The sequence below is a fragment of the Amycolatopsis sp. lyj-108 genome (assembly GCF_046549005.1).
In the GTDB taxonomy this organism is placed as follows: Bacteria; Actinomycetota; Actinomycetes; order Mycobacteriales; family Pseudonocardiaceae; genus Amycolatopsis.
Map to the genome: position 1 here is coordinate 221,992 of NZ_JAJPWQ010000012.1, position 24,534 is coordinate 246,525.

Annotated in this window: 22 protein-coding genes and 2 tRNA genes; 14 read left to right on the plus strand and 10 right to left on the minus strand. The window is 68.9% G+C overall.

The annotated features are described in order from the left end of the window. Positions 1-19 precede the first annotated feature (19 nt). Positions 20-1,345, plus strand: coding sequence for a protein kinase domain-containing protein (locus tag ACLJO0_RS35075; protein ID WP_410583372.1), 1,326 nt, complete (start codon positions 20-22; stop codon positions 1,343-1,345). Positions 1,346-1,388: 43 nt separating this feature from the next. Further along, a complete protein-coding gene (locus tag ACLJO0_RS35080) occupies positions 1,389-1,772 on the plus strand; it encodes a hypothetical protein (protein ID WP_410583374.1) in 384 nt (127 codons plus the stop codon). Here ACLJO0_RS35080 and ACLJO0_RS35085 read toward each other — a convergent pair. Further along, positions 1,769-1,936 (minus strand): hypothetical protein, encoded by a 168-nt coding sequence (locus ACLJO0_RS35085; RefSeq protein ID WP_410583376.1) that lies wholly within the window; start codon positions 1,934-1,936, stop codon positions 1,769-1,771. The genes ACLJO0_RS35080 and ACLJO0_RS35085 overlap by 4 nt on opposite strands. A 60-nt stretch (positions 1,937-1,996) precedes the next feature. Then, positions 1,997-2,539 (minus strand): type 1 glutamine amidotransferase domain-containing protein, encoded by a 543-nt coding sequence (locus tag ACLJO0_RS35090; RefSeq protein WP_410583377.1) that lies wholly within the window; start codon positions 2,537-2,539, stop codon positions 1,997-1,999. A gap of 99 nt (positions 2,540-2,638) precedes the next feature. Here ACLJO0_RS35090 and ACLJO0_RS35095 point away from each other — a divergent pair, with 99 nt between their 5' ends. Next, positions 2,639-3,646 carry a DNA topoisomerase IB gene (locus ACLJO0_RS35095; protein WP_410583379.1) on the plus strand — a complete coding sequence of 336 codons (1,008 nt, stop codon included), beginning with the start codon at positions 2,639-2,641 and terminating at the stop codon, positions 3,644-3,646. On the opposite strand, the gene ACLJO0_RS35100 is transcribed toward ACLJO0_RS35095, so the two are convergent. After that, positions 3,629-5,206 (minus strand): SpoIIE family protein phosphatase, encoded by a 1,578-nt coding sequence (locus ACLJO0_RS35100; RefSeq protein WP_410583380.1) that lies wholly within the window; start codon positions 5,204-5,206, stop codon positions 3,629-3,631. The genes ACLJO0_RS35095 and ACLJO0_RS35100 overlap by 18 nt on opposite strands. A 130-nt stretch (positions 5,207-5,336) precedes the next feature. Between ACLJO0_RS35100 and ACLJO0_RS35105 the strand changes: the two genes are divergently transcribed. Further along, the gene (locus ACLJO0_RS35105) at positions 5,337-10,037 is read left to right on the plus strand and encodes a HAMP domain-containing protein (protein WP_410583382.1); all 4,701 of its coding nucleotides are present in this window, start codon (positions 5,337-5,339) and stop codon (positions 10,035-10,037) included. Positions 10,038-10,280: 243 nt separating this feature from the next. Here ACLJO0_RS35105 and ACLJO0_RS35110 read toward each other — a convergent pair. Continuing rightward, positions 10,281-10,354 (minus strand) — tRNA-Gly (locus ACLJO0_RS35110). Between the two features lie 84 nt (positions 10,355-10,438). Here ACLJO0_RS35110 and ACLJO0_RS35115 point away from each other — a divergent pair. Next, a tRNA-Pro gene (locus ACLJO0_RS35115) sits at positions 10,439-10,515 on the plus strand. A gap of 62 nt (positions 10,516-10,577) precedes the next feature. Here ACLJO0_RS35115 and ACLJO0_RS35120 read toward each other — a convergent pair. Together ACLJO0_RS35120 and ACLJO0_RS35125 are read right to left on the minus strand one after the other, a co-directional pair. Beyond that, a complete protein-coding gene (locus ACLJO0_RS35120; protein WP_410583384.1) occupies positions 10,578-11,093 on the minus strand; it encodes a hypothetical protein in 516 nt (171 codons plus the stop codon). Positions 11,094-11,126: 33 nt separating this feature from the next. Beyond that, complete coding sequence (locus tag ACLJO0_RS35125) at positions 11,127-11,522, minus strand: hypothetical protein (RefSeq protein WP_410583385.1); 396 nt, start codon at positions 11,520-11,522, stop codon at positions 11,127-11,129. A 64-nt stretch (positions 11,523-11,586) separates the two neighbouring features. Between ACLJO0_RS35125 and ACLJO0_RS35130 the strand changes: the two genes are divergently transcribed. From ACLJO0_RS35130 to ACLJO0_RS35165, 8 genes are all read left to right on the plus strand, one after another. Further along, positions 11,587-12,033: a GNAT family N-acetyltransferase gene (locus ACLJO0_RS35130; RefSeq protein WP_410583386.1), complete on the plus strand. Its 447-nt coding sequence runs from the start codon at positions 11,587-11,589 to the stop codon at positions 12,031-12,033. Positions 12,034-12,075: 42 nt separating this feature from the next. Continuing rightward, positions 12,076-13,242, plus strand: coding sequence for an ROK family protein (locus ACLJO0_RS35135; RefSeq protein ID WP_410583387.1), 1,167 nt, complete (start codon positions 12,076-12,078; stop codon positions 13,240-13,242). A 90-nt stretch (positions 13,243-13,332) separates the two neighbouring features. Further along, a complete protein-coding gene (locus ACLJO0_RS35140) occupies positions 13,333-14,352 on the plus strand; it encodes an ABC transporter substrate-binding protein (RefSeq protein ID WP_410583388.1) in 1,020 nt (339 codons plus the stop codon). Then, complete coding sequence (locus ACLJO0_RS35145; RefSeq protein WP_125793059.1) at positions 14,349-15,110, plus strand: ABC transporter ATP-binding protein; 762 nt, start codon at positions 14,349-14,351, stop codon at positions 15,108-15,110. The genes ACLJO0_RS35140 and ACLJO0_RS35145 overlap by 4 nt, the downstream gene beginning before the upstream one ends. Further along, the gene (locus tag ACLJO0_RS35150) at positions 15,110-15,949 is read left to right on the plus strand and encodes an ABC transporter permease (protein WP_410583390.1); all 840 of its coding nucleotides are present in this window, start codon (positions 15,110-15,112) and stop codon (positions 15,947-15,949) included. The genes ACLJO0_RS35145 and ACLJO0_RS35150 overlap by 1 nt, the downstream gene beginning before the upstream one ends. Next, a complete protein-coding gene (locus tag ACLJO0_RS35155) occupies positions 15,946-17,268 on the plus strand; it encodes an LLM class flavin-dependent oxidoreductase (protein ID WP_410583392.1) in 1,323 nt (440 codons plus the stop codon). Before ACLJO0_RS35150 ends, ACLJO0_RS35155 begins: the two co-directional genes overlap by 4 nt. Then, positions 17,265-18,167: a TauD/TfdA dioxygenase family protein gene (locus ACLJO0_RS35160; RefSeq protein WP_410583393.1), complete on the plus strand. Its 903-nt coding sequence runs from the start codon at positions 17,265-17,267 to the stop codon at positions 18,165-18,167. Before ACLJO0_RS35155 ends, ACLJO0_RS35160 begins: the two co-directional genes overlap by 4 nt. 27 nt (positions 18,168-18,194) lie before the next feature. After that, positions 18,195-19,415, plus strand: a complete 1,221-nt coding sequence (locus tag ACLJO0_RS35165; protein WP_410583395.1) for an RNA polymerase sigma factor — start codon at positions 18,195-18,197, stop codon at positions 19,413-19,415. On the opposite strand, the gene ACLJO0_RS35170 is transcribed toward ACLJO0_RS35165, so the two are convergent. From ACLJO0_RS35170 to ACLJO0_RS35180, 3 genes are read right to left on the minus strand one after another with little or no spacing between them, the layout of a single operon-like run. Beyond that, positions 19,408-21,174, minus strand: coding sequence for a M48 family metalloprotease (locus tag ACLJO0_RS35170; RefSeq protein ID WP_410583396.1), 1,767 nt, complete (start codon positions 21,172-21,174; stop codon positions 19,408-19,410). The two genes, ACLJO0_RS35165 and ACLJO0_RS35170, sit on opposite strands and share 8 nt — an antisense overlap. A 39-nt stretch (positions 21,175-21,213) precedes the next feature. Continuing rightward, on the minus strand, positions 21,214-21,660 hold the full coding sequence (locus tag ACLJO0_RS35175) for a nuclear transport factor 2 family protein (RefSeq protein ID WP_410583398.1): 447 nt from the start codon (positions 21,658-21,660) through the stop codon (positions 21,214-21,216). Between the two features lie 3 nt (positions 21,661-21,663). Further along, complete coding sequence (locus tag ACLJO0_RS35180) at positions 21,664-22,539, minus strand: LLM class F420-dependent oxidoreductase (RefSeq protein ID WP_410583400.1); 876 nt, start codon at positions 22,537-22,539, stop codon at positions 21,664-21,666. 110 nt (positions 22,540-22,649) lie between these two features. On the opposite strand from ACLJO0_RS35180, the gene ACLJO0_RS35185 reads away from it, so the two are divergent. Continuing rightward, on the plus strand, positions 22,650-23,423 hold the full coding sequence (locus tag ACLJO0_RS35185) for a hypothetical protein (protein WP_410583402.1): 774 nt from the start codon (positions 22,650-22,652) through the stop codon (positions 23,421-23,423). A gap of 301 nt (positions 23,424-23,724) precedes the next feature. Here ACLJO0_RS35185 and ACLJO0_RS35190 read toward each other — a convergent pair whose 3' ends face one another. Continuing rightward, positions 23,725-24,534, minus strand: a complete 810-nt coding sequence (locus ACLJO0_RS35190; protein ID WP_410583404.1) for an Fpg/Nei family DNA glycosylase — start codon at positions 24,532-24,534, stop codon at positions 23,725-23,727.

Here is a 24,534-nt window from a genome sequence, read left to right on the forward strand (position 1 = left end):
TGAGACGGAGGTAGCACCGATGGACGACGCGGGTCCGCGCGCTGACGGTGAGGTCGAGGAGCCCGGGGAGCCTGACGCCGGGACCACTCAGCGCCGGTTCAGCCTGAACGTCAACGACCCGGACCATCTGCCGCCCAGGCTCGCCGGCCGCTACGAAGTCGGCGAACTGCTCGGCCGCGGCGCGACCTCGCGCGTTTTCCGAGCCTACGACCTGCGCGAAGGGCGCGAAGTCGCGCTGAAACTGTTCCACGCCGACACGATGCTCCGGGACGAGCGCCGCCGGGAGCAGGAGATCGAGACCCTCAGCGCGGTCCGCCATCCCGGGCTCGTCCCGCTCTACGACGCGGGCTCCGACGACGGCTACACCTATCTGACGATGCGGCTGGTCGACGGGCCGAATCTGGCCCAGCGCCTGCGCTCGGGCCCGCTCTCCCAGGACGCGGTCGTCGAACTGGCCGCCCGGCTGACCGATGCGCTCGCGCACGTCCACGCGCACGGCATCACCCACCGCGACCTGAAGCCGGCGAACATCCTGATGGCCGACGACGGCCCGCTCATCGGCGATTTCGGGGTCGCGCACGCCTTCGACGCGACCAGGGTGACCGAGACCGGCGGTGTCGTCGGCACGGCGGCGTACATGGCGCCCGAACAGGTCCGCGGTGAGAACATCGGCCCGCCGGCCGACATCTACTCCCTCGGCCTGGTCCTGCTCGAATGCCTGTCCGGGGAACGGGAGTACACCGGGACGCCGGTCGAGGCCGCGGTCGGACGCCTGCACCGGCCGCCCCGGATCCCCGACGGGCTGTCGGCGACCATGACGACGCTGCTGCGCGGGATGACCGCGCGGAAGCCGTCGCAGCGCCCGACCGCCGCGGCGATCTCGCGGATCCTGCTGGAGGACTCCACCGGCACGAAGGTCATCCATCTCGCGCCCGCCACCCGCAAGCGGGCGGCCGTGGTCGCCGCGATCAGCGCGCCCGCCGCCGCGATCACCATCGGTGTCCTGCTGGCGGCCAACCAGACCGGGGCGAATCCGCCGGCGCGGCCCGGCGAAATGGTTCCCCCGGCGGCGACGGGCTCGTCCGCTCCGGCGGCAGGCCAAGGATGGCGATCCTCGGAGGCCGTCGAGGTGCCCACCGGCGGCGTGGAAGCACCCCAGGGCACGGTCGTGGTGACCGAGGCCGTCCCGGTCTCCGCGAATCCACCGGCCACCACCGAAAGCACCGGTGCCACCTCGACGCCGAAAAGGACGGCCGCTTCCAGCGACCGGCCGGAAACCTCGGCCAAGCCGAGCAAAACGAGACCCAACCCTCCGACCAAGAGCAGGCCAGGGCCACCCGGCTGAGCGACCGCCCGGCCGGGGTGTCCACAGTGGATGGGAGACGGCGATGAGCTACATCAACGACCCGCGAGAGCCGCAGGAAGAGATCGTCGAACAGACGCCGGCCAGGATCCGCGCCGTGCGGATCATCAACGCCGTCGTCCACGCGGTGTGCTGGATCTTCGCGCTGGTGCTGATCGTGCACATCCTGCTCGTGTTCGGTGAGGCCAATCCGGGGAACGGGTTCGCGCAGCTGATCGACCAATGGTCGCGCGGCGTCTCGCTCGGGCTCCGCAACCTGTTCACCCCGGACGGCCTCAAACTGCGCACCCTGTTCAACGACGGTCTCGCCGCGCTGCTGTGGCTGATCATCGGCGGCGTGGTGACCGACCTGGTCTCACGGATCGGCCTCCCCGGGCCGAAACGGGTCTGGTACCGGCGGACGCTCTAGTTGAGCGAACCCGGCTCGGCGGCGTCACCGGCCTGGGCCTGCTCGGCCTGGGCATCGGGGACGTCCGGGGCGGCGGCCTCCGCGGGCTGTTTCGAGTCCTGCTCCGGCTCGGTGTCGAAATGCTCACGGCACCACCGGCCGTAGCGTCGGGCATGCACGGTCATCGCGGCACCTCCTTCGTCCTGCCACCACGATCCCCCATCCTTGTGACGCGCGCCACTCGTTTACCCCGCGAAGGCGGTCACGATCGCGGAGCAGAACGCGGGCAGGTCGCCGGGATTCCGGCTGGAGATCAGGCCGTTGTCGACGACGACCTCCTGGTCGACGACGGTGCCGCCGGCGTTGCGGATGTCGGTGCGCACGCTGGGGTACGAGGTGAGCGTGCGGCCGCGGACGACGTCGGCCTCGACCAGCGTCCACGGGCCGTGGCAGATCACCCCGACCGGTTTGCCGCTGTTCACGAAGTCGCGGACGAAACGGACCGCGTTCTCGTCCGTGCGCAGATTGTCCGGATTCATCGTGCCGCCGGGCAGTACGAGCGCGTCGAAGTCGTCGACCGTGACGTCCTTGACGACCCGGTCGACGGTGAATTTGTCCGCCTTGTCGATGTCGCCGTTCATGGCCTGGATCTCGCCGGGTTCCAGCGAGACGACCTCGGCCGTCGCCCCGGCGTCGGTGACCGCCTTGCGCGGTTCGACCAGTTCGACCTGTTCCACGCCGTCGGCGGCGAGGATGGCCACGCGTCGTCCGTTCAGCGATGTCGCCATCGGGTTTTCCCTCCTGTGTCGTGGTCGCTTTCCGACTACCCCGGACCGGGCCGGGCGAACCATGGGCATGAACTCCCGCCGCGGCGGGTATCTGCCCGCATGCGACTTCGGCGAGCGGACCTGGGGTCCCCCGGAATCCGGAGGCGGCGCAGAGGTCGTGGCTTCGGCTATCTGACCCCGGACGGCGAGCCGCTGAAGGACCGGCACACGATCGAGCGGATCGACGCGCTGGCGATTCCGCCCGCCTGGCGGCGCGTGTGGATCTCCCCGGACGAGAACACCCACATCCAGGCCGTCGGGGTGGACGACGCCGGGCGGAAGCAATACCTCTACCACCCGGAATGGCGGCGGGCCAGGGACGAGGAGAAGCACGAACGCGTCCTCGCGCTGGCACGGAATCTGCCCAAGCTGCGCGAAACGGTTCGAGAAGATCTCGACGCACGCGGCCTGAAACGGGAGCGGGTGCTCGCCGGCGCCCTGCGCATGATCGATTTAGGCGTCTTCCGGACCGGCAGTGAAAGCTACGCCGACGAGCACGGCACGCACGGGGTGGCGACGTTGCTGTGCGAACACGTCGAACTCCGCGAAGAATGTCTCGTCTGCGATTACCCCGCGAAGCACGGCATCCAGCGGAAAGTCCGGCTCCGGGACGAGGCACTGGTGCGGCTGATCCGCTCCCTCCGGCGGGTGCGGAGCGGCGACGTGCGCCTGCTCGCTTATCGCAACGGCGACGGCTGGCACGAGGTGAAGGCCGACGACATCAACGACCGGCTCCGGGAGATCGTCGGCGACGGCTTCACCGCCAAGGATCTGCGCACCTGGAACGCCACCGTCCTGGCCGCTTCGGCCTTCGCGGACACGGAAAAACCGTCCAGTGAACGGGGGTTGAAGCGGGTCGAGAAGGCCGTGATGACCGAAGTCGCCGAAGGGCTCGGCAACACGCCCGCCGTGGCGCGACGGTCCTATGTGGACCCACGGGTGATCGAGGCGTACCGGCGGGATCGGACCGTCGAACGGGCGATGCGGCGGGCCGGGAAGGTGGCGGATCCGGACGGGGCGCGGCAGATCGTCGAGCGGGCGGTGGTGCGGCTACTGAACGGGTCGTGACGCCTCGATGGCGAGGACGGCGATGTCGTCGTGTGCCCCGCTGCCGAGCCATTCCCGCACCGCGGACCGGATCCGGGCGACCACCTCGCGGCCGGACAGCCCCCGGCAGCCGACCAGCAGTTCACGCAGCCGTTCGTCCCCGAACAGGTCCGACGGCCGCTCGTGGTGCCGCGCTTCGGTGATCCCGTCGGTGTAGAGCAGGCAGACGTCGCCCTCGCCAAGCCGGATGGCCGTCTCGGCGAACCGGGCCTGCGGGGAGATGCCGACCAGGGTGCCGGGCAGGGTGATCTCCTCGACCCCGCCGCGGCGGCGCACCACCAACGGCGCGGGATGCCCGCCGGAGGCCAAGGTGACGCCGAGTCCGTCTTCGCCCGCCAGCACCGAACCGAGCACCAGGGTGGCGAACCGCCCGCTGCCGCCGGTGATGAGCAGGGAGTTGAGCAGGCTCAGCAACGTCGTGTTGTCGTGTTCGACGAGGTCGAGCGCGGCGAGGGTCTGCCGGACCCGGCCGGTGAGCGCCGCCGCTTCGGCACCTTTTCCGCAGACGTCGCCGAGGACGAACATCGCGCTGCCGTCATCCCTCGGCAGGACGTCGTAGAAGTCGCCGCCGACGTCGAGCAGCCCGCCGGACGGCTCGTACCAGACGTCGAACTTGACGCCGTGCACGTCCGGCGGCGGTGTCGGGCGCAACGTGGTCTCCAGACCGCGTGTGGCCTCTTCCTGGCGGGCGTAGCGATGCGCGTTGGCCAGCGCCGTACCTGCCGCGCGGGCGAACTCGGTCACCGCGCGCGGGTGGTCCTCGCCGAACGCGGCCGCCCCACGCCTGCCGAGCACGACCGCGCCGGTGACCCCGGCACCGCCGTCGAATCCGAGTGAGACCACGGTCACCGACGGATGGACGGCGAGCCGCTCCGCGACGACCGCGGGCAGCGTCGCGACCTCCTCCTCCGGGACCGCCTTGGCCTCGGGCTCCTCGGTGGAGGCGAAAGTGCCGGCGAGCACCGGCGCCAGCTGGGCCGGGACGCGGCGGATCCGGCCGTGGCCGTGGTTGGTGCGATGGTCGCAGCTCCACCACTCCCAGCGGCCGCGTGTGGTCGGCAGCAGGACGAACACGCAGTCGGCGAGTTCGGCCGCGGCGACCTCGGCGATCACCTTCGCCGTCCCGTGCCGTCCGCGTGCGGAGGCGAGCCTGGGCGCCGAAGCGGCGAGGAAGCCGTCCACCCGCGGGCCGTCGGCCGCGACCGCGGAGGTCACCGTCCACGCGTGCCAGCCGCCGGGCAGCGTCCGGATCCGCGCGGGGAACCGGCGGCCGGTGTGTTCGACATGCCCGACGTCGGGGCCTTCCGCGGTCAGCACCGGGCGGCCGCCGCCGAACAGGTCACGGGCGGCGGGATTCGACCAGCGCAGCGCGCCGCCGACGTCCTGCACGAGCACCGCGTCACGGACGTCTTCGAGCAGCTCGCGCCAGAACCTGCCGGATTCGGGCAGCGCACCCTCGCTCGTCGTGGTCGACGACTCCGAGGGGAGCGACGTCGAGGCCGGGGCGGGCCGTGACACCATTCCCGGACCTCCTCCTGCCTTGCGGGTAGCGCAGTGTGAGCGGGCGGACTGGCTCGAAGTGTAGGTCGAATCATGGCACGCTGATGCGACGACCATGGCTTGGCATGCGTGGTGGAGAGGGTCGACACAGATGACACAGCACTCCCAAAGGGACCGGCTCCCCGTCGAAGGTGGTGGCGGCCAGGTGGACGAAGCGACCCTGGAACGCCTGCTCGCGGCGGCTCGTGACCTCGGGGACGGCAACTTCCGGCGGCGGCTCGTGGCGCACGGAGACGGGCTCGCGGCCCAGCTCGCGGGCGCCTTCAACGACATCGCCGAACGCAACCAGCGACTGGTGACCGAGCTCCTGCGCGTCCGCGAGGCGGTCGGCAAGGAAGGCAGGCTGACCGAGCGCGTCGCGGCCGAGATCGGTCCCGGCGGCTGGGCGACCGCGGTCGACGTCGTCAACGGACTGATCGAGGACGTGAGCAGGCCCACGGCGGAGCTCAACCGTGTCCTCGGCGCGGTCGCGGAGGGCGATCTGTCCGAGCCGATGCCGCTGGAAGTCGGCGGGCGGCCGCTGCAGGGCCAGTTCGCCGAGGTCGCGAAGACGGTCAACGGCCTGATCAAGCAGCTTTCGCGGTTCGCGACCGAGGTCACCAGAGTGGCCCGCGAGATCGCCACCGAAGGACGGCTCGGCGGACAGGCCGAGGTCCCCGGGGTGGCGGGCACCTGGCGTGATCTCACCGACAACGTCAACGTGATGGCGAGCAACCTGACCGACCAGGTCCGCAACATCGCCCAGGTCACCACCGCGGTGGCGCGGGGCGACCTGACCCAGAAGATCAACGTCGACGCGCGCGGCGAGATCCTGGAGCTCAAGAACACCGTCAACATCATGGTCGACCAGCTGTCGTCGTTCGCCGACGAAGTGACCCGGGTGTCGCGCGAGGTGGGCAGCGAAGGCCGCCTCGGCGGCCAGGCGCAGGTCCCCGGCGCGGCGGGCACGTGGCGCGACCTCACCGACTCGGTGAACCTGATGGCGGACAACCTGACCGACCAGGTCCGCAACATCGCCCAGGTGGCCACCGCGGTGGCGCAGGGCGACCTCTCGCAGAAGATCAACGTCGACGCCAAGGGCGAGATCCTCGAACTCAAGAACACGCTGAACACCATGGTCGACCAGCTGTCGTCGTTCGCGGACGAGGTCACGCGGGTGGCGCGCGAGGTCGGCAGCGAAGGCCGTCTCGGCGGTCAGGCGACCGTGCCGGGCGTGGCGGGCACGTGGCGCGGGCTCACCGACTCGGTCAACCAGATGGCGGACAACCTGACCGACCAGGTCCGCAACATCGCCCAGGTCACCACGGCGGTGGCGAAGGGCGACCTGACGCAGAAGATCACCGTCGACGCGCGTGGCGAGATCCTCGAACTGAAGACGACCGTCAACACGATGGTCGACCAGCTCTCGTCGTTCGCCGACGAGGTCACCCGGGTGGCGCGCGAGGTCGGCACGGAAGGTCAGCTCGGCGGGCAGGCGCAGGTGCCCGGGGTCGCCGGGACCTGGCGCGACCTCACCGGGTCGGTCAACTTCATGGCGAACAACCTCACCGCGCAGGTCCGGAACATCGCCCAGGTGGCGACGGCGGTGGCGAAGGGCGACCTGTCGCAGAAGATCGCCGTCGACGCCAAGGGCGAGATCCTCGAACTCAAGAACACGCTGAACACCATGGTGGATCAGCTGTCCGCGTTCGCGGACGAGGTCACCCGCGTCGCCCGCGAGGTCGGCAGCGACGGGCGGCTCGGCGGCCAGGCGCAGGTGCCCGGCGTGGCCGGGACGTGGAAGGACCTCACCGACAACGTCAACTTCATGGCGAAGAACCTGACCGACCAGGTCCGCAACATCGCCCAGGTCACCACCGCCGTCGCGAAGGGCGACCTGACGCAGAAGATCATCGTCGACGCGCGCGGCGAGATCCTGGAGCTCAAGAACACCGTCAACATCATGGTCGACCAGCTCTCGGCCTTCGCCGACGAAGTCACGCGGGTGTCCCGCGAGGTCGGCACCGAAGGCAAGCTCGGCGGGCAGGCGCAGGTGCGCGGCGTCGCCGGGACCTGGAAGGACCTCACCGACAACGTCAACGTCATGGCCACCAACCTCACCGACCAGGTGCGGAGCATCGCGACGGTGACGACGGCGGTGGCGAACGGCGACCTGTCGAAGAAGATCTCGATCGACGCGCAGGGCGAAGTCGCGGTCCTCGCCGAAACGATCAACAGCATGGTCGAGACGCTGCGCGCGTTCGCCGACGAGGTCACCCGGGTCGCCCGCGAGGTGGGTACCGAGGGCATCCTCGGCGGCCAGGCCCGCGTGCCGAACGTGGCGGGCACGTGGAAGGCGTTGACGGACAACGTGAACGTCATGGCCGACAACCTGACCGGCCAGGTCCGCAGCATCGCGACGGTGACCACCGCGGTGGCGCAGGGCGATCTGTCGAAGAAGATCGACATCGACGCGCGCGGCGAAATCCTCGAACTCAAGACCACCATCAACACGATGGTCGACCAGCTGTCGGCCTTCGCCTCCGAAGTCACCCGCGTCGCCCGCGAAGTCGGCACGGACGGCACGCTCGGCGGCCAGGCGGAGGTGCCCGGGGTCGCGGGCACGTGGTCGCGGCTGACCGAAAGCGTGAACCAGCTGGCCGGGAACCTGACCACCCAGGTGCGGGCGATCGCGCAGGTGGCCACCGCGGTGACCGCCGGCGACCTGACCCGGCACATCACCGTCGACGCGTCCGGGGAGGTGGCCGAACTCAAGGACAACATCAACCAGATGATCGCGAACCTGAAGGAGACCACCCGGGCGAACCGCGAACAGGACTGGCTCAAGACCAACCTGGCCAGGCTGTCCGCGCTCATGCAGGGACACCGCGATCTCGCATCGGTGGCGTCGCTGATCCTGTCCGAGCTGACCCCGCTGGTGTCCGCGCAGCAGGGCGCGTTCTTCCTCGCCCGCGAAGACGAGCAGGAAGAGGTGGTCCTGGAGAGCATCGCCACCTACGGGCTGGCGAAATCCCAGACGGGCCTGCGGTTCTCCCCCGGCGAGTCGCTCATCGGACAGGCCGCCGTCGACCGCCGCACGATACTGGTCCACGAGGCCCCACCGGAGTACGCGCTCATCTCGTCGGGGCTGGGTTCGGCCGCGCCGGTCAACGTGATCGTGCTGCCGGTGCTGTTCCAGGGCGAGGTACTGGGCGTGCTGGAACTGGCGACGATCAACGCGTTCAGCACCGTCCACATCGACCTGCTGGAGCAGCTGAAGGAGACCATCGCGGTCAACGTCAGCACCATCCAGTCGAACTCGCGCACCGAGGCGCTGCTGACCGAATCCCAGCGCCTGGCACAGGAACTGCGCGCCCGGTCGGAGCAGTTGCAGGCACAGCAACGGGAACTGCGCCGGTCCAACACGGATCTCGCGGAGAAGGCGGCACTGCTGGCTCAGCAGAACCGCGATATCGAGGTCAAGAACAGCGAGATCGAGCAGGCACGGCAGGAACTCGAAGAGCGTGCCGGGCAGCTGACCATGGCGTCGCAGTACAAGTCCGAGTTCATGGCGAACATGTCGCACGAACTGCGGACCCCGCTCAACAGCGCGCTGATCCTCGCGAAACTGCTTTCGGAGAACCCGGACGGGAACCTGTCGGAGAAACAGATCCAGTTCGCGCGGACGATCTACTCGGCGGGCAGCGACCTGCAGCAGTTGATCAACGACATCCTCGACATGGCCAAGGTCGAGGCCGGACATCTCGATCTGCAGATGTCCGACGTCACGCTGCCCGAACTGGTCGAGTACGTCGAATCGATCTGCCGTCCGCTCACTTCGGACAAGGGCCTGGAGTTCGCCGTCCTGATCGACCCGCCGGTGCCGTCGTCGATCCACACCGACGAACACCGGTTGCAGCAGGTGCTGCGGAACCTGCTGTCCAACGCGGCGAAGTTCACCGACGAGGGCGGCGTGCGCCTGCACATCCGGATGGCCGACCCGGGCGAGGTCGAAGCCGACTCGCTCCGCCAGGCCCCCGGCGTCCTCGCGTTCGCCGTCGAAGACACCGGGATCGGCATCGCCCCGGACAAACTCGCGATCATCTTCGACGCGTTCCGCCAGGCCGACGGCACCACCAGCCGTAAATACGGCGGCACCGGGCTGGGCCTGTCGATCAGCCAGCAGCTGACGGAACTGCTCGGCGGCGAACTGCGCGTCCGCAGCGAGCCCGGCAAGGGCAGCACGTTCACCCTGTACCTGCCGGTGAGCGCCTCGAACCTGGTCGTCCCGACCACGCAGGCGAGTGGTGTCCCGCTGATCATGGCGGTGCCGCAGGTGATCCCCGTGAGCCCGTCGCTGCGGTTCCACGGCGAGAAGATCCTGATCGTCGACGACGACCTCCGGAACGTCTTCGCGCTGGCCGCCGTGCTGGAACGCAACGGCCTGGAGGTCATCTACGCCGAGACCGGCGTCGCCGGCATCCGGGCCCTGGAACGGCACGAGGACACCGCGCTCGTCCTGATGGACGTGATGATGCCCGAACTGGACGGCAACGCCACCATCACCGCCATCCGCGCCGAGGCCGCGCACGAAGACCTGCCCGTGATCGCCGTCACGGCGAAGGCGACCGCGGAGGACAAGGCGCGGACGCTCGCTTCGGGTGCGGACGACTACGTGACCAAACCCGTCGACACCGACAAGCTGCTGGACCTGATCGCCGCCCACCTCGAAGCAGACGCCGCGTCCAGTGGCCTCTCGCAGGCCGTGGCGGGCGCGTCGGACTCGGACGCTTCGGAGCCCGGCACGGACTGAGCCTTCGGTCCGGACCGGCCGGGCCGCCGCGTGTCGTCCGTCTGATCACCCGAGATCGCCAGACTGCAGGGACCTGCGACACGGGTGGCCCGACCCGAGTCACTTACGCGGGCTGCGCAGGCTGTCCTGAAGGGCACCTTTGAGACCTTAGAGGTCTCAAAGGTGCCCTTCAGGACGTCCGGACTTGGCCAGAACGCGAAAGAACCCGCAGGCCAGGCGCCTGCGGGTTCGGATGCGGAGCTGTGGAGCGGGTGACGGGAATCGAACCCGCGTAGCTAGTTTGGAAGACTAGGGCTCTACCATTGAGCTACACCCGCGTGCCCCCGGAGTACCGGGTGCGAAAGCAGCTTAGCGTGACCCGCTAGGCTGTGCGCACACCCCCCGGGAGATCGGGGAAGTCACGGGATGTGGCGCAGCTTGGTAGCGCATCCGCTTTGGGAGCGGAGGGTCGCAGGTTCAAATCCTGTCATCCCGACCAGATGGGGCCGGACCTGCGGGTTCGGCCCTTTTGGCTACCGCCGCTCGGCGACGTCGGAACGCTCAGTCCCACCACCGCACGATGGCCAGCCGACGGCCAGCGGCTTCTTCGTAGAAGTCGCGCAGGACGGTGTGTTCCCGAGTCAGTCGTCCGGCCAGATCACCGCCCAAAGCCAGCGCGCTCTTGCCCAACTCGGCCTCGATCCGATCGGGGTCCGACGGCACGACGGCACGGACCGCACCGGGTGTCACGGCATGCAACGCTTCGGCGACCTCGCCGACCTGCGGTGGCTCCAACGCGGTCACCGGGTGTTCCCAGATCGTGTCGGGATGATCCCGGTAGGCCGGGTTGACTTCTTCCTCACCGTTGAAACAACGCCGTAGCCGCGCCAAGGTCCGGCCATCGGCCTTGGTCAGCGCCCAAGCCCGTTTCAGGGTGGCAGGCCACCAATCCATGTCGAGGTAGTCCTCGGCTGGAGTCGACGAGAAGGAGCAGAGCTCGTGCAGCGCGTCGACCGACCGGCGACATTCGGCGAGCCGCGTGGCCGAGATCCGAGCGAGCTGCTGGGTCACTGCCATATGGCTCAGTGTGCCAAGGTCGCCGGCGTCGGCTCAGCCCTGGGAGGGCCACAAACGCAGGAAGTCCCGGACGTCGTCGAAACCGTCCATCGCCCGCCCGTCCACGTCGGCCGGGTCCGCTTCCGCTCGGGCGGCCAGGGATTCGGCTAGTTTCACCGCCTCGGTGCCGAGCCGCCCGAAGCGGCGAGCGGTATGCCCCAAGCACAATCCGGCGAGCCCGAGCAAAGAGCTGCCCGGCTCGGCCCGTGTCCCCACCTCGACACACCAATGCTCGGCGAACGCGTGGTCGTCGTCATTCAACGCGGTTCCGACCAGGGTCTCCGCCGCCTCGCCTTCGAACGATCTGTCCCGCAGGGCACGCTCCAGCGTCTCGACGACCGTGGCGTGGGGCAACGCGGGCGGGTTCTCGAAGCTCCGATGTGTGTGCACAGCGCGAGACTAGCCAGACTCGCGGTACTCGTCGGCCGTCGCACGTCCAGGCAGGATGGCGATCATGGAGATCCGCCACGCCCGCATCACCGACGCCCCCGCCGTGACAGCGCTCCTCGCCCAGCTGGGTTACCCGGACAACGACGAGACCGACGTGCGCGGACGGCTCGAACGCTGGGCCCGCCATCCCGAAGGTGCCACGTTCGTCGCCGAGGCGGACGGCACGGTGGTCGGTGTCATCGCGGTGGTCGCGATTCCGCTCCTGGAGCGGCCGGGTTCCGGCGGGCGGATCGTCGCCTTGGTGGTGGACGAGACCCGGCGAGGCTCGGGCATCGGACGCGAGCTGGTCGCCGCGGCCGAAGCGGAGGCGCTGCGTTTGGGCTGCGACACCATGGAGGTCACCAGTTCCCGCCACCGGACCGCCGCGCACGCCTTTTACCGCGCGCGGGGATACGAGGACCGCTGCGAACACAGCGCCAGGTTCATCCGACGGCTTGCTCCCGGATACTGAGAGCCCTAGGCCCACCGGCACCCGCTTGCGAACATCGGCACCGTGACCGGCAGGCGGAGCGCCAGTGCCAGCGCGGTGCTCCGCGCGGTGCTGGACGAAGGGGCGATCGCGCGCAGCACCATCGCGCGCCGCACCGGGCTGAGCGCCGCGGCCGTCACGGGGCATGTGGCGGAGCTGATGCGCCGCGGGTTCCTCACCGAGTTGCCCGAGGTCGCCGGCGCGGTCGGCAGGCCGTTCGTGCCGGTGGACCTCGACACGGGGCGGTTCGTGGTGTGCGGGGCGCATGTCGCGGTCGACCATCTCACCGTCGGGCTGCTGGATCTGCGCGGGAAGGTGCTGGCACAGCACGAAACCCCACATCATGGCGCCGAGCCCGCCGTGCAGGCCGCGCAGATCGCGGAGCTGCTCGACGACCTCCTCGTCGGGCACGCGCCGGAGCGGACGCCGCTCGGGTTGGGGGTGGCGACCGGCGGCTGGGTCGACGAGTCGTCGGGAACCGTGGTGGAGCACGGCCTGCTCGGCTGGCAAGGAGTCCCTTTGCGCGATCTGCTCACCGAGGTGACCGGTCTCGACGTCCGCGTCGACGGGCATTCGCGGGCGCTCATCCACGCCGAACGCCTGCTGGGGCAACGGAGAGCGCGCCGCAGTGTGGTGCAGTTGTTCACCGGCAACGTGGTCGACGCCGCTTTCGCCACCGGTGACACCGTCCATCATGGACCGCGGTCGGCGGCGGGCGCGGTCGCGCATCTGCGGGTCGACGACAGCGAGGAACCGTGCCGCTGCGGGCGATCCGGTTGTCTCGAAGCCACCGTTTCGGAGCGCACGATCGCCCGCAAGGCCGTCGAAGCACAAATCGTCGAAAAACCGATCTTCGCCGACGTGCTCCATTTGGCGGCGTCGGGAAACAAGAGCGCCATCGCCCTTTTCCATGAGCGCGCGCGAATTATCGGACAGGCCGCCGCATTGCTCTTCGATGTCCTCAATCCGGAAATCCTCATCGTACTCGACCAGAGTGTACGCGACGTCGAAGGCTGCCTTTCCACGATCCGGGACGAAGTCGCCCAACGCTCCTGGATCTGTCAGAACGCCGTGGAAAACGTTGTGGCGTCGAGCTTTCCGGGAACCGAACTGGCGACCGCCGGCGGCGCGGTCATACTGAACGCCCTCTACGAGGACCCGCTTTTCGCCGATCTCGCCAACGCCTCCTGAGTTACTTCACTAAATCGCAAAATTGACGCTGTCGGCCGGGCCTGCGAAGAATCTTCTCCATCGACGCATACCCGAACGAAAGAGCCCACCGTGAAGAAACCAGTGCCCTTGATCGCCGCGCTCATCGCCGGATTGGCGCTGTCGGGCTGCGGCGCCTCCGCGACTCCGGCGGGCGTCGCCGGCCAGCCCGAGAAACTCGAACTCCGCTACCAGGGGTCGGCGAACAACGTCACCTTCCCCGAACTCGCCGAGGACCTCGGGTACTTCGGCCCGGTCAAGCTCAAGTGGGTCGGCAACACGATCAGCGGGCCGCAGGACATCCAGTCCGCCGCGACCGACCAGACCGATTTCGGTGGAGCCTTCACCGGCGCGGTCGCGAAACTCGTCGACGCCGGCGCCCCGATCAAGGCGGTCGTCAACTACTACGGCTCCGACGAGAAGACCTTCTTGGGCTTCTATGTCAAGGAAGACAGCCCGATCCGCACCCCGCGCGACCTCATCGGCAAGAAGGTCGGCGTGAACACCGTCGGCGCGAACCTGGAGGCCGCCCTCGACACCTGGCTCAAGCGCAGCGGCCTCTCCGACGCCGAGATCGACCAGGTGCAACTGGTCGTCCTGCCGCCGATCAACACCGAACAGGCCCTGCGCAACGACCAGATCGACGTCGCCGCGCTCAACGGCGTGCTCCAGGACCGCGCCCTCGCGGGAGGCGGCGTGCGCCCCATCGTGAAGGACGTCGAGGCGTTCGGTCCCTACAACGGCGGGCCGTACGTGCTGCGGACCGACTTCATCAAGAGGTACCCGGAGACCACGAAAACCTTCGTCACCGGCGTGGCCAAGGCGATCGAATGGGCCCGCACCACGCCACGCGACGAGGTGATCGCCCGGTTCACCAAGATCATCCAGAACCGCGGCCGCAACGAGAACACCGACACGCTCAAGTACTGGAAGAGCACCGGCGTCACCAAGGGCGGGCTGATCTCCGACCACGACTACACGCTCTGGACGGATTGGCTCAAGCAGTCCGGGTTCATCAAGAACGAACAGGTCGACCTCAAGAAGATCTACACCAACGAATTCAACCCGTACCGCGAAGGCGGTGGCGCATGACCGCCAAGATCAGCCTCCGCTCGGTCACCAAGACCTTCGACACGCTGACCGCGCTGGACGACGTCTCCCTCGACATCGAGGACGGCACGTTCCTCTCACTCGTCGGACCGAGTGGCTCCGGGAAGTCCACGCTGCTCGACCTGCTCGGCGGGCTCGCGAAACCCACCTCCGGCGAGGTCCTGATCGACGGGAAACCCGTCACCGGCCCGGGTTTGGATCGCGGTGTCGTGTTCCAGCAGTACGCGCTGTTCCCTTGGCGCACCGCGCGCGCCAACGTCGAGTTCGGCCTTGAGGGCGGCACGCTGAACAAACGGCAACGCGCCGAAAGGGCCAGGGAATTCCTCGACCTGGTCGGACTTTCCGGGTTCGAGGAGCATCTCCCCCACCAGCTTTCCGGTGGTATGAAGCAACGCGTCGCGATCGCGAGAAGCCTCGCCTACGACCCGGACGTACTGCTGATGGACGAGCCGTACGCCGCGCTGGACTCCCAGACCCGTGAACTGTTGCAGGAGGAACTGCGGCGGATCTGGCAGCGCACCGGCAAGACCATCGTCTTCATCACCCACAGCATCGAAGAGGCCGTCTACCTGGGACAGAAGGTCGCGGTGCTCACGTCGCGGCCGGGCAGGCTCAAGGACGTCGTCGACATCGACCTCGGCGACCGTTCGAACGACGACCTGCGCTCGGCGCCCGCGTTCGTGGCGCACCGCCACCGTCTGTGGGAACTCCTGCACGACGAGATCCGGAGGGCCGCTTGATGACCGCCACCCTCGAAGCGTCGACAGTCCACACGGGACCCGAAGCCGCCGCGAAACCTCGCAAGAAAAAGAACCGGCTCAGTAAGGCTTTCCGCAGTTCCGCGGCAATCCTGCTCTTCCTCGCTGTCTGGGAGTTCGCTCCTCAGTACGTTCTCGACGAGGGCACGAGGACCTTCCTTCCGCCGCTGTCGGAAGACCTCGTCGCCCTCTGGGAACTCATCCTCAACGGTCAGCTGGCCGATCATCTGCTGGCGAGCCTCGGCCGGTCCGCCGCCGGTTTCGTGCTCGCGGTAGCGGTCGCTGTACCGCTGGGGCTGCTGATCGCCTGGTACCGCCCGCTCGCCGAATTCCTGAACCCGTTGCTGGAACTCGCCCGCAACACCGCCGCGCTGGCCTTGCTGCCGGTGTTCACGCTCCTGCTCGGCATCGGCGAGGTGTCCAAGATCGCGCTGATCGTCTACGCCTGCGTCTGGCCGGTGCTGCTCAACACGATCGCCGGGGTGAACACCGTGGATCCCTTGCTGGTCAAGGCCGCGCGTTCGCTCGGACTGTCGAGCCCGAACCTGTTCCGCAAGGTGATCCTGCCGTCGGCGGTGCCGACCATCTTCACCGGCATCCGGATGGCGGCGGCGTACTCGATCCTCATCCTGATCGCCGCCGAAATGGTCGGCGCCAAGGCGGGCCTCGGCTATCTGATCAACAACTCGCAGGTCAACTTCCAGATCCAGCAGATGTACGCCGCGATCATCACGGTTTCAGTGCTCGGGCTGGCCATCAACGCGGGCTTCGTCGCGCTGGAGCGGCGGTTCTCCACCTGGCGTGTCAAGGAGAAGGCGTGAAACACTTACACCTCAACGCGTTCGTGATGCCGAACGGGCATCACGAGGCGGCCTGGCGGCATCCGAGCACGGACCCGCACAGGGCCGCGACACTGAGGCACTATGTCGACATCGCCCGCACGGCGGAACGCGGCAAGCTGGATTCGCTGTTCCTCGCCGACGGCGTCGCGTTGTGGGGCAACGTCCGCTACAACTCGCACACCCTGTTCGAGCCGCTGACGCTGCTTTCGGCGCTGGCCGGGGCGACGGAGCACATCGGGTTGATCGCCACCGCGTCGACGACCTACAACGAGCCGTACCACCTGGCGCGGAAGTTCGCGTCGCTCGATCATCTCAGCGGCGGACGCGCGGGCTGGAACATCGTGACGTCGGCGGGTGAGGACGAGGCCCGCAACTTCAACCGCGACGCCCGGCCGTCGCACGCGCTGCGGTACGAACGCGCCACCGAATTCGTCGAGGTCACCAAGAAACTCTGGGACAGCTGGGACGACGACGCGGCGGTGATCGACAAGTCGAGCGGGGTCTACGCCGACACCGACCGTATCCACCCGATCGACCACGACGGCCCGCATTTCCAGGTGCGCGGACCGCTGAACATCCCGCGTCCCGTGCAGGGGCATCCGTTGCTCGTCCAGGCCGGTTCCTCGGAGACGGGCAAGGAGTACGCGGCCCGGTTCGCCGAGGCGGTGTTCACCGCGCAGCAGACTTTCGCCGAGGGCAAGGCTTTCTACGACGACGTCAAGGGCAGGCTCGCGAAGTACGGCCGCTCGCCCGAGGAGATCAAGATCCTGCCCGGGATCAGCCCGATCCTGGGCCGCACCGAGGCCGAGGCGAAGGAACGCGAGGCCGAACTCAACGCCCTCATCACGCCCGCGTACGGCGTGCGGCAGCTGTCGACCATGCTCGACCACGATCTGACGCCGTACCCGCTCGACGGCCCGCTGCCCGACGTCGGCACGTTCACCGAAGGCGCGCAAAGCCGGTTCGAGCTGGTCACCGGCCTGGCGAGGCGCGAGAACCTGACCATCCGCCAGCTCATCGAGCGGTTGGCCGGCGGGCGAGGTCACCGTGTCTTCGCCGGCACCGCCACGCAAGTAGCCGACCAGTTGGAGCACTGGTTCATCGAAGGCGCCGCGGACGGCTTCAACGTCATGCCGCCCACGCTGCCCGGCGGTCTCGAGGACTTCGTCGACCTCGTGGTCCCGGAACTCCAGCGGCGCGGGTTGTTCCGCACCGAGTACACCGCCACGACCTTGCGCGGCCACTACGGCCTCGCCCGCCCCGTCACCCGCACCCGAGTAAAGGAGCACGCCGCATGACCGCCATCGACACCCAGGTCGAGGTCCGCAAGATCACCGGCAGGATCGGCGCGCAGATCGTCGGCGTCGATCCCGCCAAAGATCTCGACGCCGCGACCGTCGCGTTCGTCACCGAGGCCCTGCACGAGCACAAGGCGCTCGTCTTCTCGGGCGTCGACCTCGACGACGCGGGCCAGCAGCGGTTCGCCGAGCATTTCGGCGAGCTGACGAAGGCGCATCCGACCGTCCCGTCGGTGGACGGCGAGCCCGCGATCCTGCCGGTCGACAGCGAGCAGGGCCGCGCGAACCAGTGGCACACCGACGTCACCTTCGTGCTCAACCCGCCGAAGGCCAGCACGCTGCGCAGCCTGGTCGTCCCGCCATACGGAGGCGAGACGCTGATCGCCGACTCGGCCGCCGCCTACCGTGATCTGCCGGAGCCGCTGCGGGCCTTCGCGGACACGCTGCGCGCCGAGCACACCAACGACTACGACTACGCGAAGGCGCCGGAGACCCTCGACGATGCGGAGCAGGAACGCCGGAAGGTGTTCGTGTCGCAGAAGTTCCGCACGGTCCACCCGGTGGTGCGGGTGCATCCGGTGACCGGGGAGCGCGGGCTGTACATCGGCGGGTTCGCGCAGCGGATCATCGGGCTGTCCAAGGGCGAGTCGCGAGACATCCTGCGGCTGCTGCAGTCCTACGTGACGCGGCCGGAGAACGTCGTACGGGTGAGCTGGGAGCCGAACCAGCTGGTGCTGTTCGACAACCGCATCACCCAGCACTACGCCGTCGACAACTACGACGACCTGCCGCGCCGCCTGAACCGGGTGACCGTGGCGGGTGATGTCCCGGTGGGCATCGACGGGGTGCCGAGCGAATCCCTCGAAGGCGACGCTTCGCACTACTCCCCCGTCGCCTGACGGCTCGCATGGGGTAAGACTGGCGTCGTGAAGGACGATCGTCAGGTGGAAGCGCTCCTGCGGGAGCTGGCCCCGCAGGTCATCGGGTTGCTGGTGCGCAAGCACGGGCAGTTCGACGCCTGTGAGGACGCCGTCCAGGAAGCCCTGCTCTCGGCCGCGCAGCAGTGGCCGGAGCAGGGCATCCCGGACAGTCCGAAGTCGTGGCTCGCGACGGTCGCGACCCGGCGGCTGGTGGACGAGTGGCGCAGCGAGAGCGCGCGACGCCGTCGCGAGGAGAACTCCGCGCTGATGGAGCCGGCCGGCGAACCGTCCACTGTGTCCGAATCGGACGACACGCTCACCGTCCTTTTCCTGTGCTGCCATCCTTCCTTGTCCGCGCCGTCGCAGCTCGCGCTCACCTTGCGCGCCGTCGGCGGCCTGACCACGGGCGAGATCGCGAACGCCTTCCTGGTGCCGGAATCGACGCTGGCCCAGAGGATCAGCCGGGCGAAACAGACCATCAAGAAGGCGGGCGCCGAATTCGTCCTGCCGCCGGCAGCGGAGCTCGCCGAGCGGGTCCGCGTCGTCCTCCAGGTGTTGTACCTGATCTTCAACGAGGGTTACACGACCAGCGGCGGCCCCGACCTGCACCGCGCCGACCTGACCGCCGAGGCGATCCGGCTGACCCGGCTGCTGCGGCGGCTCATGCCGGAGGAGGACGAGGTCACCGGCCTGCTCGCGCTCATGCTGCTGACCGACGCCCGCCGCGCCGCCCGCGCCGGCGAAGACGGCTCGCTCGTCCCGCTCGCCGAGCAGGACCGGTCGCGCTGGAACGCGGAACTGATCGCCGAAGGCGTTTCGCTGGTGAGCGCGGCACTGGAAGCGGGCCCGGTCGGGCCGTACCAGGTGCAGGCCGCGATCGCCGCCGTCCACAGTGAGGCGGCCACCGCGGCCGACACGGACTGGTCCCAGATCCTCGCGCTCTACGACGTCCTCGAGAAGGTTTCGCCCGGCCCTGTGGTCACGCTGAACCGCGCCGTCGCGGTCGCGGAGGTCAACGGGCCGGAAGCGGGTCTCGAACTGCTCGCCACCCTCGACGACGACAGCCGGATGAGCCAGACCCACCGCCTCGTTTCCGTGCGGGGGCATCTGCTGGAACTGGCAGGCGACACCGCCGCCGCGCGCGAGGCCTACCTCCGTGCCGCCGCCAAGACCGCGAGCGAACCCGAGAAGCAGTACCTGACCCGGCGCGCGGAGCGGCTCACCTGAGCACCTGGAGGATCGTCTCGTGCGACTTCTCGTGGACGTAGCCGGTGTAGACGGCGTGGATCCGGTGCTCGGTGCCGTTGTAGAGGGTCACGGTCGCCTTGAGCGGGATGTCACGCCGCTTCTCCACGCGTGAGATCTCCTCGTACGGCAGCCATACCGCGCCCGCACGGGCGGCGACAGCGAACGGGGCCTGTGCCATCAGCGCGAGCAGTGCTTCTTTCCCGGAGTCGGACTCGGTCCCCGGAGCGGGCGAGAAGATCAGGCCGCGTTCGGTGATGACCAGATGGCCGAGCGAATCGTCGAATTTCACGTTCGCCAGCCCGCCGAGCACCGGCGCCTCCCCCGGCGAGAGCCGCTCCGTCCCACCGTTCGCGGCCGCCGGGTCGATGCCCAGCCCCGCCAGTGCCGCGCGGGCACGCGCGACATGCTCCGGTTCGCCGATCAGCAGATCCTCGACGAGGTCGAAGTCCAGGAAAGACCCGTCGGCGAGGACGAAATCCGGTTCGTCGTCCCACCGGTGCGCGAAGCGCATCGTGCCCGCGTCCAGGGCGGCCAGGACGACGGCGGCCGTGACCCCGTCTTCCGGGACATCCGCTCCCGACAACGTGAGAAGCGTTTCGAGGCTGCCGCCTGGCTGCCCCGACGCCCGGGCGATGGCCCGGTACGCGGCCTCGGCTTCGACCTTCAGCCGCGCCAATGCCGCCTCGCGCGGGTAGGTGTCCCAGGGGAGACGACGGCGCTCACCGAAGTCGAACGACGCCTCTTCGAGCCGGGCGGCGGACCGGACGGGGTCGGCGAGCAGGCCCAGCGCCGGACGTTCGTCCACATCGGACTTGTCGGGCGCGGCTTCCAAGGCCCACAGCCGTTCCGACGTCGGCGGGTGCGTATCCCAGCGCGAGGGGAGCCGGAGGGGCTCGTCGACGGTGGCCAGCCATTCGCGCCGTGCTTCGAGCATCCTTGCGAAACCGCCGTAGACGGTGTCGGGGGCCATCTCGACCTCCGCCCCGGGTTCGACGTGGACGCCGAGATACCGCGTCCATTCCCCGTCGAGCCGCGCGTGCAGCCGCAACGCCGAGTGCGCGGTGGCCCGCCCGGCGAGCCGGGCCATGACCTGATCGGCCCCGTATTCACGACGGCGGCTCGCCACCCGCTGGGTGAGGACGAACAGGCGCGCGTAGCCGCGGAACAGCCACGCCAGCGGGTTGATCGTGCTTCGGGGAAAGCGGTCGAGCATCCGCGCGACCGCGACGTGGGAGCGGTAACCGGTCACGCTGGTCCGGCCGTCGAGCTGCCCGTAGTGGGCGAACTCGTGCGCCAGCACGGCGCGAGCCTGGGCACGGGTGAACGCTTGGAGCGTCGGCAGGCCGATCGACAGGAACCGGCGACCGGGTTTCAGCCCGAACAGCCGCGCCTCCTCGACGACCGACGCCCCCGGCCCGGCGGTGAGCCACACCTGGTCCGGCAGCCGGGTGCCGATCGCCTCCGCCAGTTCGGTGAGGGTCGACCACAGCTCAGGGGCGTCGTCGCGGTAGAGCGGAACCCCTTTCGGCACGAAGGGCGCCGGGCGCAACGGAAGGAGCGCCGCGACCCCGGTGCCGAACAGCAAGCCGAGGCCGAGCCCGGCGAGGATGAACAGCGGGACGTTGTCGATCCCGGCCAGCAGGAAGCCGCCACCGAAGGCGAGCAGCAGGAAGATCAGCGTGTCCAGGGCGTAGAACCCCACCACCAGGAACACGACCTTGACCACGCCGATCCGCATGGCGTGAACCTACCCGGTGGCGAGGGTCAAACCCGTGTGTCACTCATCGGCTTTCCTGGCGGTGGCCATGGCGCGCTCGGTCTCCCAGAACGCGCGCATCGACACGATCAGCCCGTCCTCGCGCACCCGGTAGACGAACACGCCGTCGGTGTCGACGCGATAGCCGCCGGGCAGATACGTCGTGATCGTGCCGACGTTCGCGACCTCGTCACCGGCGGCATGGGAGTCGCGGATGGTGAACTGGAAGCGGTCGACGTTCGCGATCGTCTTGTCCCAGAAGGCACTGATCCCGTCGTGCCCGTGGTGTCCCTTGCCCTCTTCATCGAACATCGAGGGGCCGATGGGATCCTCGACGACGGCGTCATCGGCGAAGAGTTCGAGCCAGGCGGCCTTGTCCCCGGCGGTGACCGCGGTCATCGAACGGAACGCGGCTCGGCGCGCGGGCGGCTGCGTGGCGGCCGGATCCCAGCAGACGTCGACACCCATGGTTCAGTCTCCCATCTTCGCGATGATCTCGTCGCCGAACTTCTTGATGGAATCGAGTTTCGGGCCGACTTCGGCGTCGAAACCGAGGCCGTCGAACACCCACGGCATGGTGATGATGTCGGTGACGCCGATGTCGCCTTGTTCGCGATAGCCGTCGAGACCGAACTTGTCGATGCACACGGCCTGGTACTCGAAGGGATCGTCGGCGCGGCCCCGTTCGGCCAGCAGCCGGCGCAGTTCGGCGATCGTGTCGCGGAGGTCGTCGAACTTCATCATCGCCGACGACCAGCCGTCGGCGACGCGGGCGGCCCGGCGCAGCGCGACGTCGGTGTGACCGCCGATGTAGAACGGCACCCGCGACGGCGGCGTCGGGCTCATGCGGAGCTTGTCGAAGTCGAAGAACTCGCCGTGGAATTCGACCATCCCGCCGTCGAGGATCAGGCGCAGCACCTCGATGGCCTCGTCGACGCGTTTGCCGCGCTTCTCGTACGGGGCGCCGCACCAGCGGAACTCCTCCGGCGACCAGCCGACGCCGAGCCCGAGGCCGAACCGGCCGCCGGTCAGCGCCGCGACCGAGTTGACCTGACGCGCGAGCAGGACCGGATTGCGGGAGCCGAGTTTGAGCACGGAGGTGTAGAACGTGAGCCGTTCGGTGACCGCGCCCATCGAGGCGGCCGCGACCAGCGGATCGGCCCAGGGCGTCTCCTCCGTCCAGAAGCGACTGCCGTCCGGCGTGTACGGATAGTCGGCCGAGACCGTTTCGGAGTAGAACAGGGAATCCGGGAGCGCGATCGAGGAGAAACCCGCCTCTTCGGCGGCGCGGGCGAGCTCGCCCAGCTGATCGAGCGGATTCATCGCGATCGACAGGGTGAACTTCATGGAGCCGAACTATAACGTGTTCTAGTTTCTGCCGCCAGTGTGCGCGGGAACCACGGACGGGCCGTCCGCGTTGATCAGAGCAAAGGCCGAACGATTCCTGGAGTGAACCCATGGGTACCGCGATCTTCCTGATCGTGCTCCTCGTCGTCGTGGTCGGCGGCGGCATCTACTTCGCGAAATCCCAGGCGGCGGCCAAGAAGCGCCAGCTGGACGACGCGAAGGCCGACGCACGGCGCCTCGTCGAGCGGCTCGGCGGTCAGGTCATGAACCTCACCGGCACCGACACCGCCTCCCAGCAGGCGATGGCGGACGCGTCCGAACGCTTCACCGCGGCGGGCTCGCAGATGGAGCAGGCACAGACCGTCGAACAGGCCCGGCTGGTGCGCGAGACCGCCATCGAAGGCCTCTATTACGTCCGCGCGGCACGACTCGCGATGGGCATGGACCCCGGTCCGGACCTGCCGGCCAGCGAAGAGCGCGACCGCGCCGGCAAGGTCACCGAGTACCGCTCCGTCGACGTCGAGGGCGAGCACTACGAGGCCTCGCCCGACCCGAGCCAGCGGACGCCCCACTACTACCCCGGTGGCCGCGTGGCAGGACGTCCGGTGCCGCAGGGCTGGTACAGCGAGCCGTGGTGGAAGCCCGCGCTCGTCGCCGGCGCCTGGGGTCTCGGTTCGATGCTGCTGTTCAGCGCGATGTTCTCCGGGATGGCGGGTATCGCGAGCGCGTCGGCCTGGGAATCGGGCCATGACGCGGGCCAGGAGGACGCCGGCGCCGGTGACGCGGGTGGTGACGCCGGTGGCGACACGGGCGGAGACGCCGGTGGGTTCGACGGTGGCGGCTTCGATGGCGGCGGGTTCGACGGCGGCGGCTTCGACTTCTAGCCCCACTGTCGCCCCTTCAAGCGCTATGAAAGGTCCTTTCCTTGCAAATTTGGCAAGGAAAGGACCTTTCATAGCATTCGGGAAGCTCTTCAGGCAGGCAAAGCCGTGAGGGCCTCCTTCCCTACCTTGACAGTAGGGAAGGAGGCCCTCACGGCTTTGCGGCACCTTCGGCAACGTCGCGGCGGCAGAGACGGCTCTTGGGCGGTTAGGGCACTGTGGCATGTCGCGAAAGCCACTTTCGTGACGTCAGCGGTCCCGAAAGTGGCTTTCGCGACACCTCACGTCAGTGCCACTCAGTTCGTCAGGCGGGCTGGCAGGTCGGGCACCAGAAGAGGTTCCGCGCCGCCAGATCGCTCCGCAGCACCGCCGTCCCGCACACGAGACAAGGCATCCCCTCGCGGCGGTAGACGTAGACCTCGCCCCCGTGCCGGTCCTGCCGCGGCGCGCGCCCGGTCGCCTCGGGCAGATGCTCCGGCGCGACCGTGTCGATCCGTCCCACCCGGACACCGTGCCGCATGAGCGTCACGAGATCCGCCCACATGTCGTCCCACAGCCCGCGGTCGAGCGCGCGGCCGGGGACGAGCGGGGCGACACCGTGCCGGAACAGCACCTCGGCGCGATACACGTTGCCGACGCCCGCCAGCACCGACTGGTCCATCAGCAGTGCCGCGATCGACGTCTTCGACCGCGAAATCCGCTCCCACGCCTTGTCCGGCTTCGCGTCGCGGCGCAGCGGATCCGGGCCGAGCCGCGCCTTGATCGCGTCCACTTGGGACGCGTCCAGGAGTTCGCACTGGTTCGGGCCGCGCAGGTCGGCGGAATGCGTCGGGCCGACCAAGCGCATCCGCACCTGCCCCACCGGCTCCAGAACGGGCAGCGGCACGTCGGAGAACGTGCCGTAGAGGCCGAGGTGGACGTGCACCGTCCCGTGTGGACCATAGTCGTGGAACAGGTGCTTCCCGTACGCCTCGGCCTTGACCAGCGACCGGCCGTCCAAACGGGACGCTTCACCGGCGAATCGTCCTTGCGGGCTGCTCACCTCGACCGGGTGACCGGCGAAACGGCGTTTGTGCAACCGTGCCAGGCGATGGAGCGTGTGCCCCTCGGGCAT

Coding starts and splice junctions, on each gene's coding strand:
- ACLJO0_RS35130 (WP_410583386.1), top strand. CDS start 11,587: ATGGAGATCCGCCACGCCCGCATCACCGACGCCCCCGCCGTGACAGCG.
- ACLJO0_RS35100 (WP_410583380.1), bottom strand. CDS start 5,206: ATGGTGTCACGGCCCGCCCCGGCCTCGACGTCGCTCCCCTCGGAGTCG.
- ACLJO0_RS35175 (WP_410583398.1), bottom strand. CDS start 21,660: ATGGGTGTCGACGTCTGCTGGGATCCGGCCGCCACGCAGCCGCCCGCG.
- ACLJO0_RS35190 (WP_410583404.1), bottom strand. CDS start 24,534: ATGCCCGAGGGGCACACGCTCCATCGCCTGGCACGGTTGCACAAACGC.
- ACLJO0_RS35185 (WP_410583402.1), top strand. CDS start 22,650: ATGGGTACCGCGATCTTCCTGATCGTGCTCCTCGTCGTCGTGGTCGGC.
- ACLJO0_RS35170 (WP_410583396.1), bottom strand. CDS start 21,174: ATGCGGATCGGCGTGGTCAAGGTCGTGTTCCTGGTGGTGGGGTTCTAC.
- ACLJO0_RS35085 (WP_410583376.1), bottom strand. CDS start 1,936: ATGACCGTGCATGCCCGACGCTACGGCCGGTGGTGCCGTGAGCATTTC.
- ACLJO0_RS35145 (WP_125793059.1), top strand. CDS start 14,349: ATGACCGCCAAGATCAGCCTCCGCTCGGTCACCAAGACCTTCGACACG.
- ACLJO0_RS35095 (WP_410583379.1), top strand. CDS start 2,639: ATGCGACTTCGGCGAGCGGACCTGGGGTCCCCCGGAATCCGGAGGCGG.
- ACLJO0_RS35075 (WP_410583372.1), top strand. CDS start 20: ATGGACGACGCGGGTCCGCGCGCTGACGGTGAGGTCGAGGAGCCCGGG.
- ACLJO0_RS35080 (WP_410583374.1), top strand. CDS start 1,389: ATGAGCTACATCAACGACCCGCGAGAGCCGCAGGAAGAGATCGTCGAA.
- ACLJO0_RS35160 (WP_410583393.1), top strand. CDS start 17,265: ATGACCGCCATCGACACCCAGGTCGAGGTCCGCAAGATCACCGGCAGG.
- ACLJO0_RS35150 (WP_410583390.1), top strand. CDS start 15,110: ATGACCGCCACCCTCGAAGCGTCGACAGTCCACACGGGACCCGAAGCC.
- ACLJO0_RS35180 (WP_410583400.1), bottom strand. CDS start 22,539: ATGAAGTTCACCCTGTCGATCGCGATGAATCCGCTCGATCAGCTGGGC.
- ACLJO0_RS35120 (WP_410583384.1), bottom strand. CDS start 11,093: ATGGCAGTGACCCAGCAGCTCGCTCGGATCTCGGCCACGCGGCTCGCC.
- ACLJO0_RS35090 (WP_410583377.1), bottom strand. CDS start 2,539: ATGGCGACATCGCTGAACGGACGACGCGTGGCCATCCTCGCCGCCGAC.
- ACLJO0_RS35105 (WP_410583382.1), top strand. CDS start 5,337: ATGACACAGCACTCCCAAAGGGACCGGCTCCCCGTCGAAGGTGGTGGC.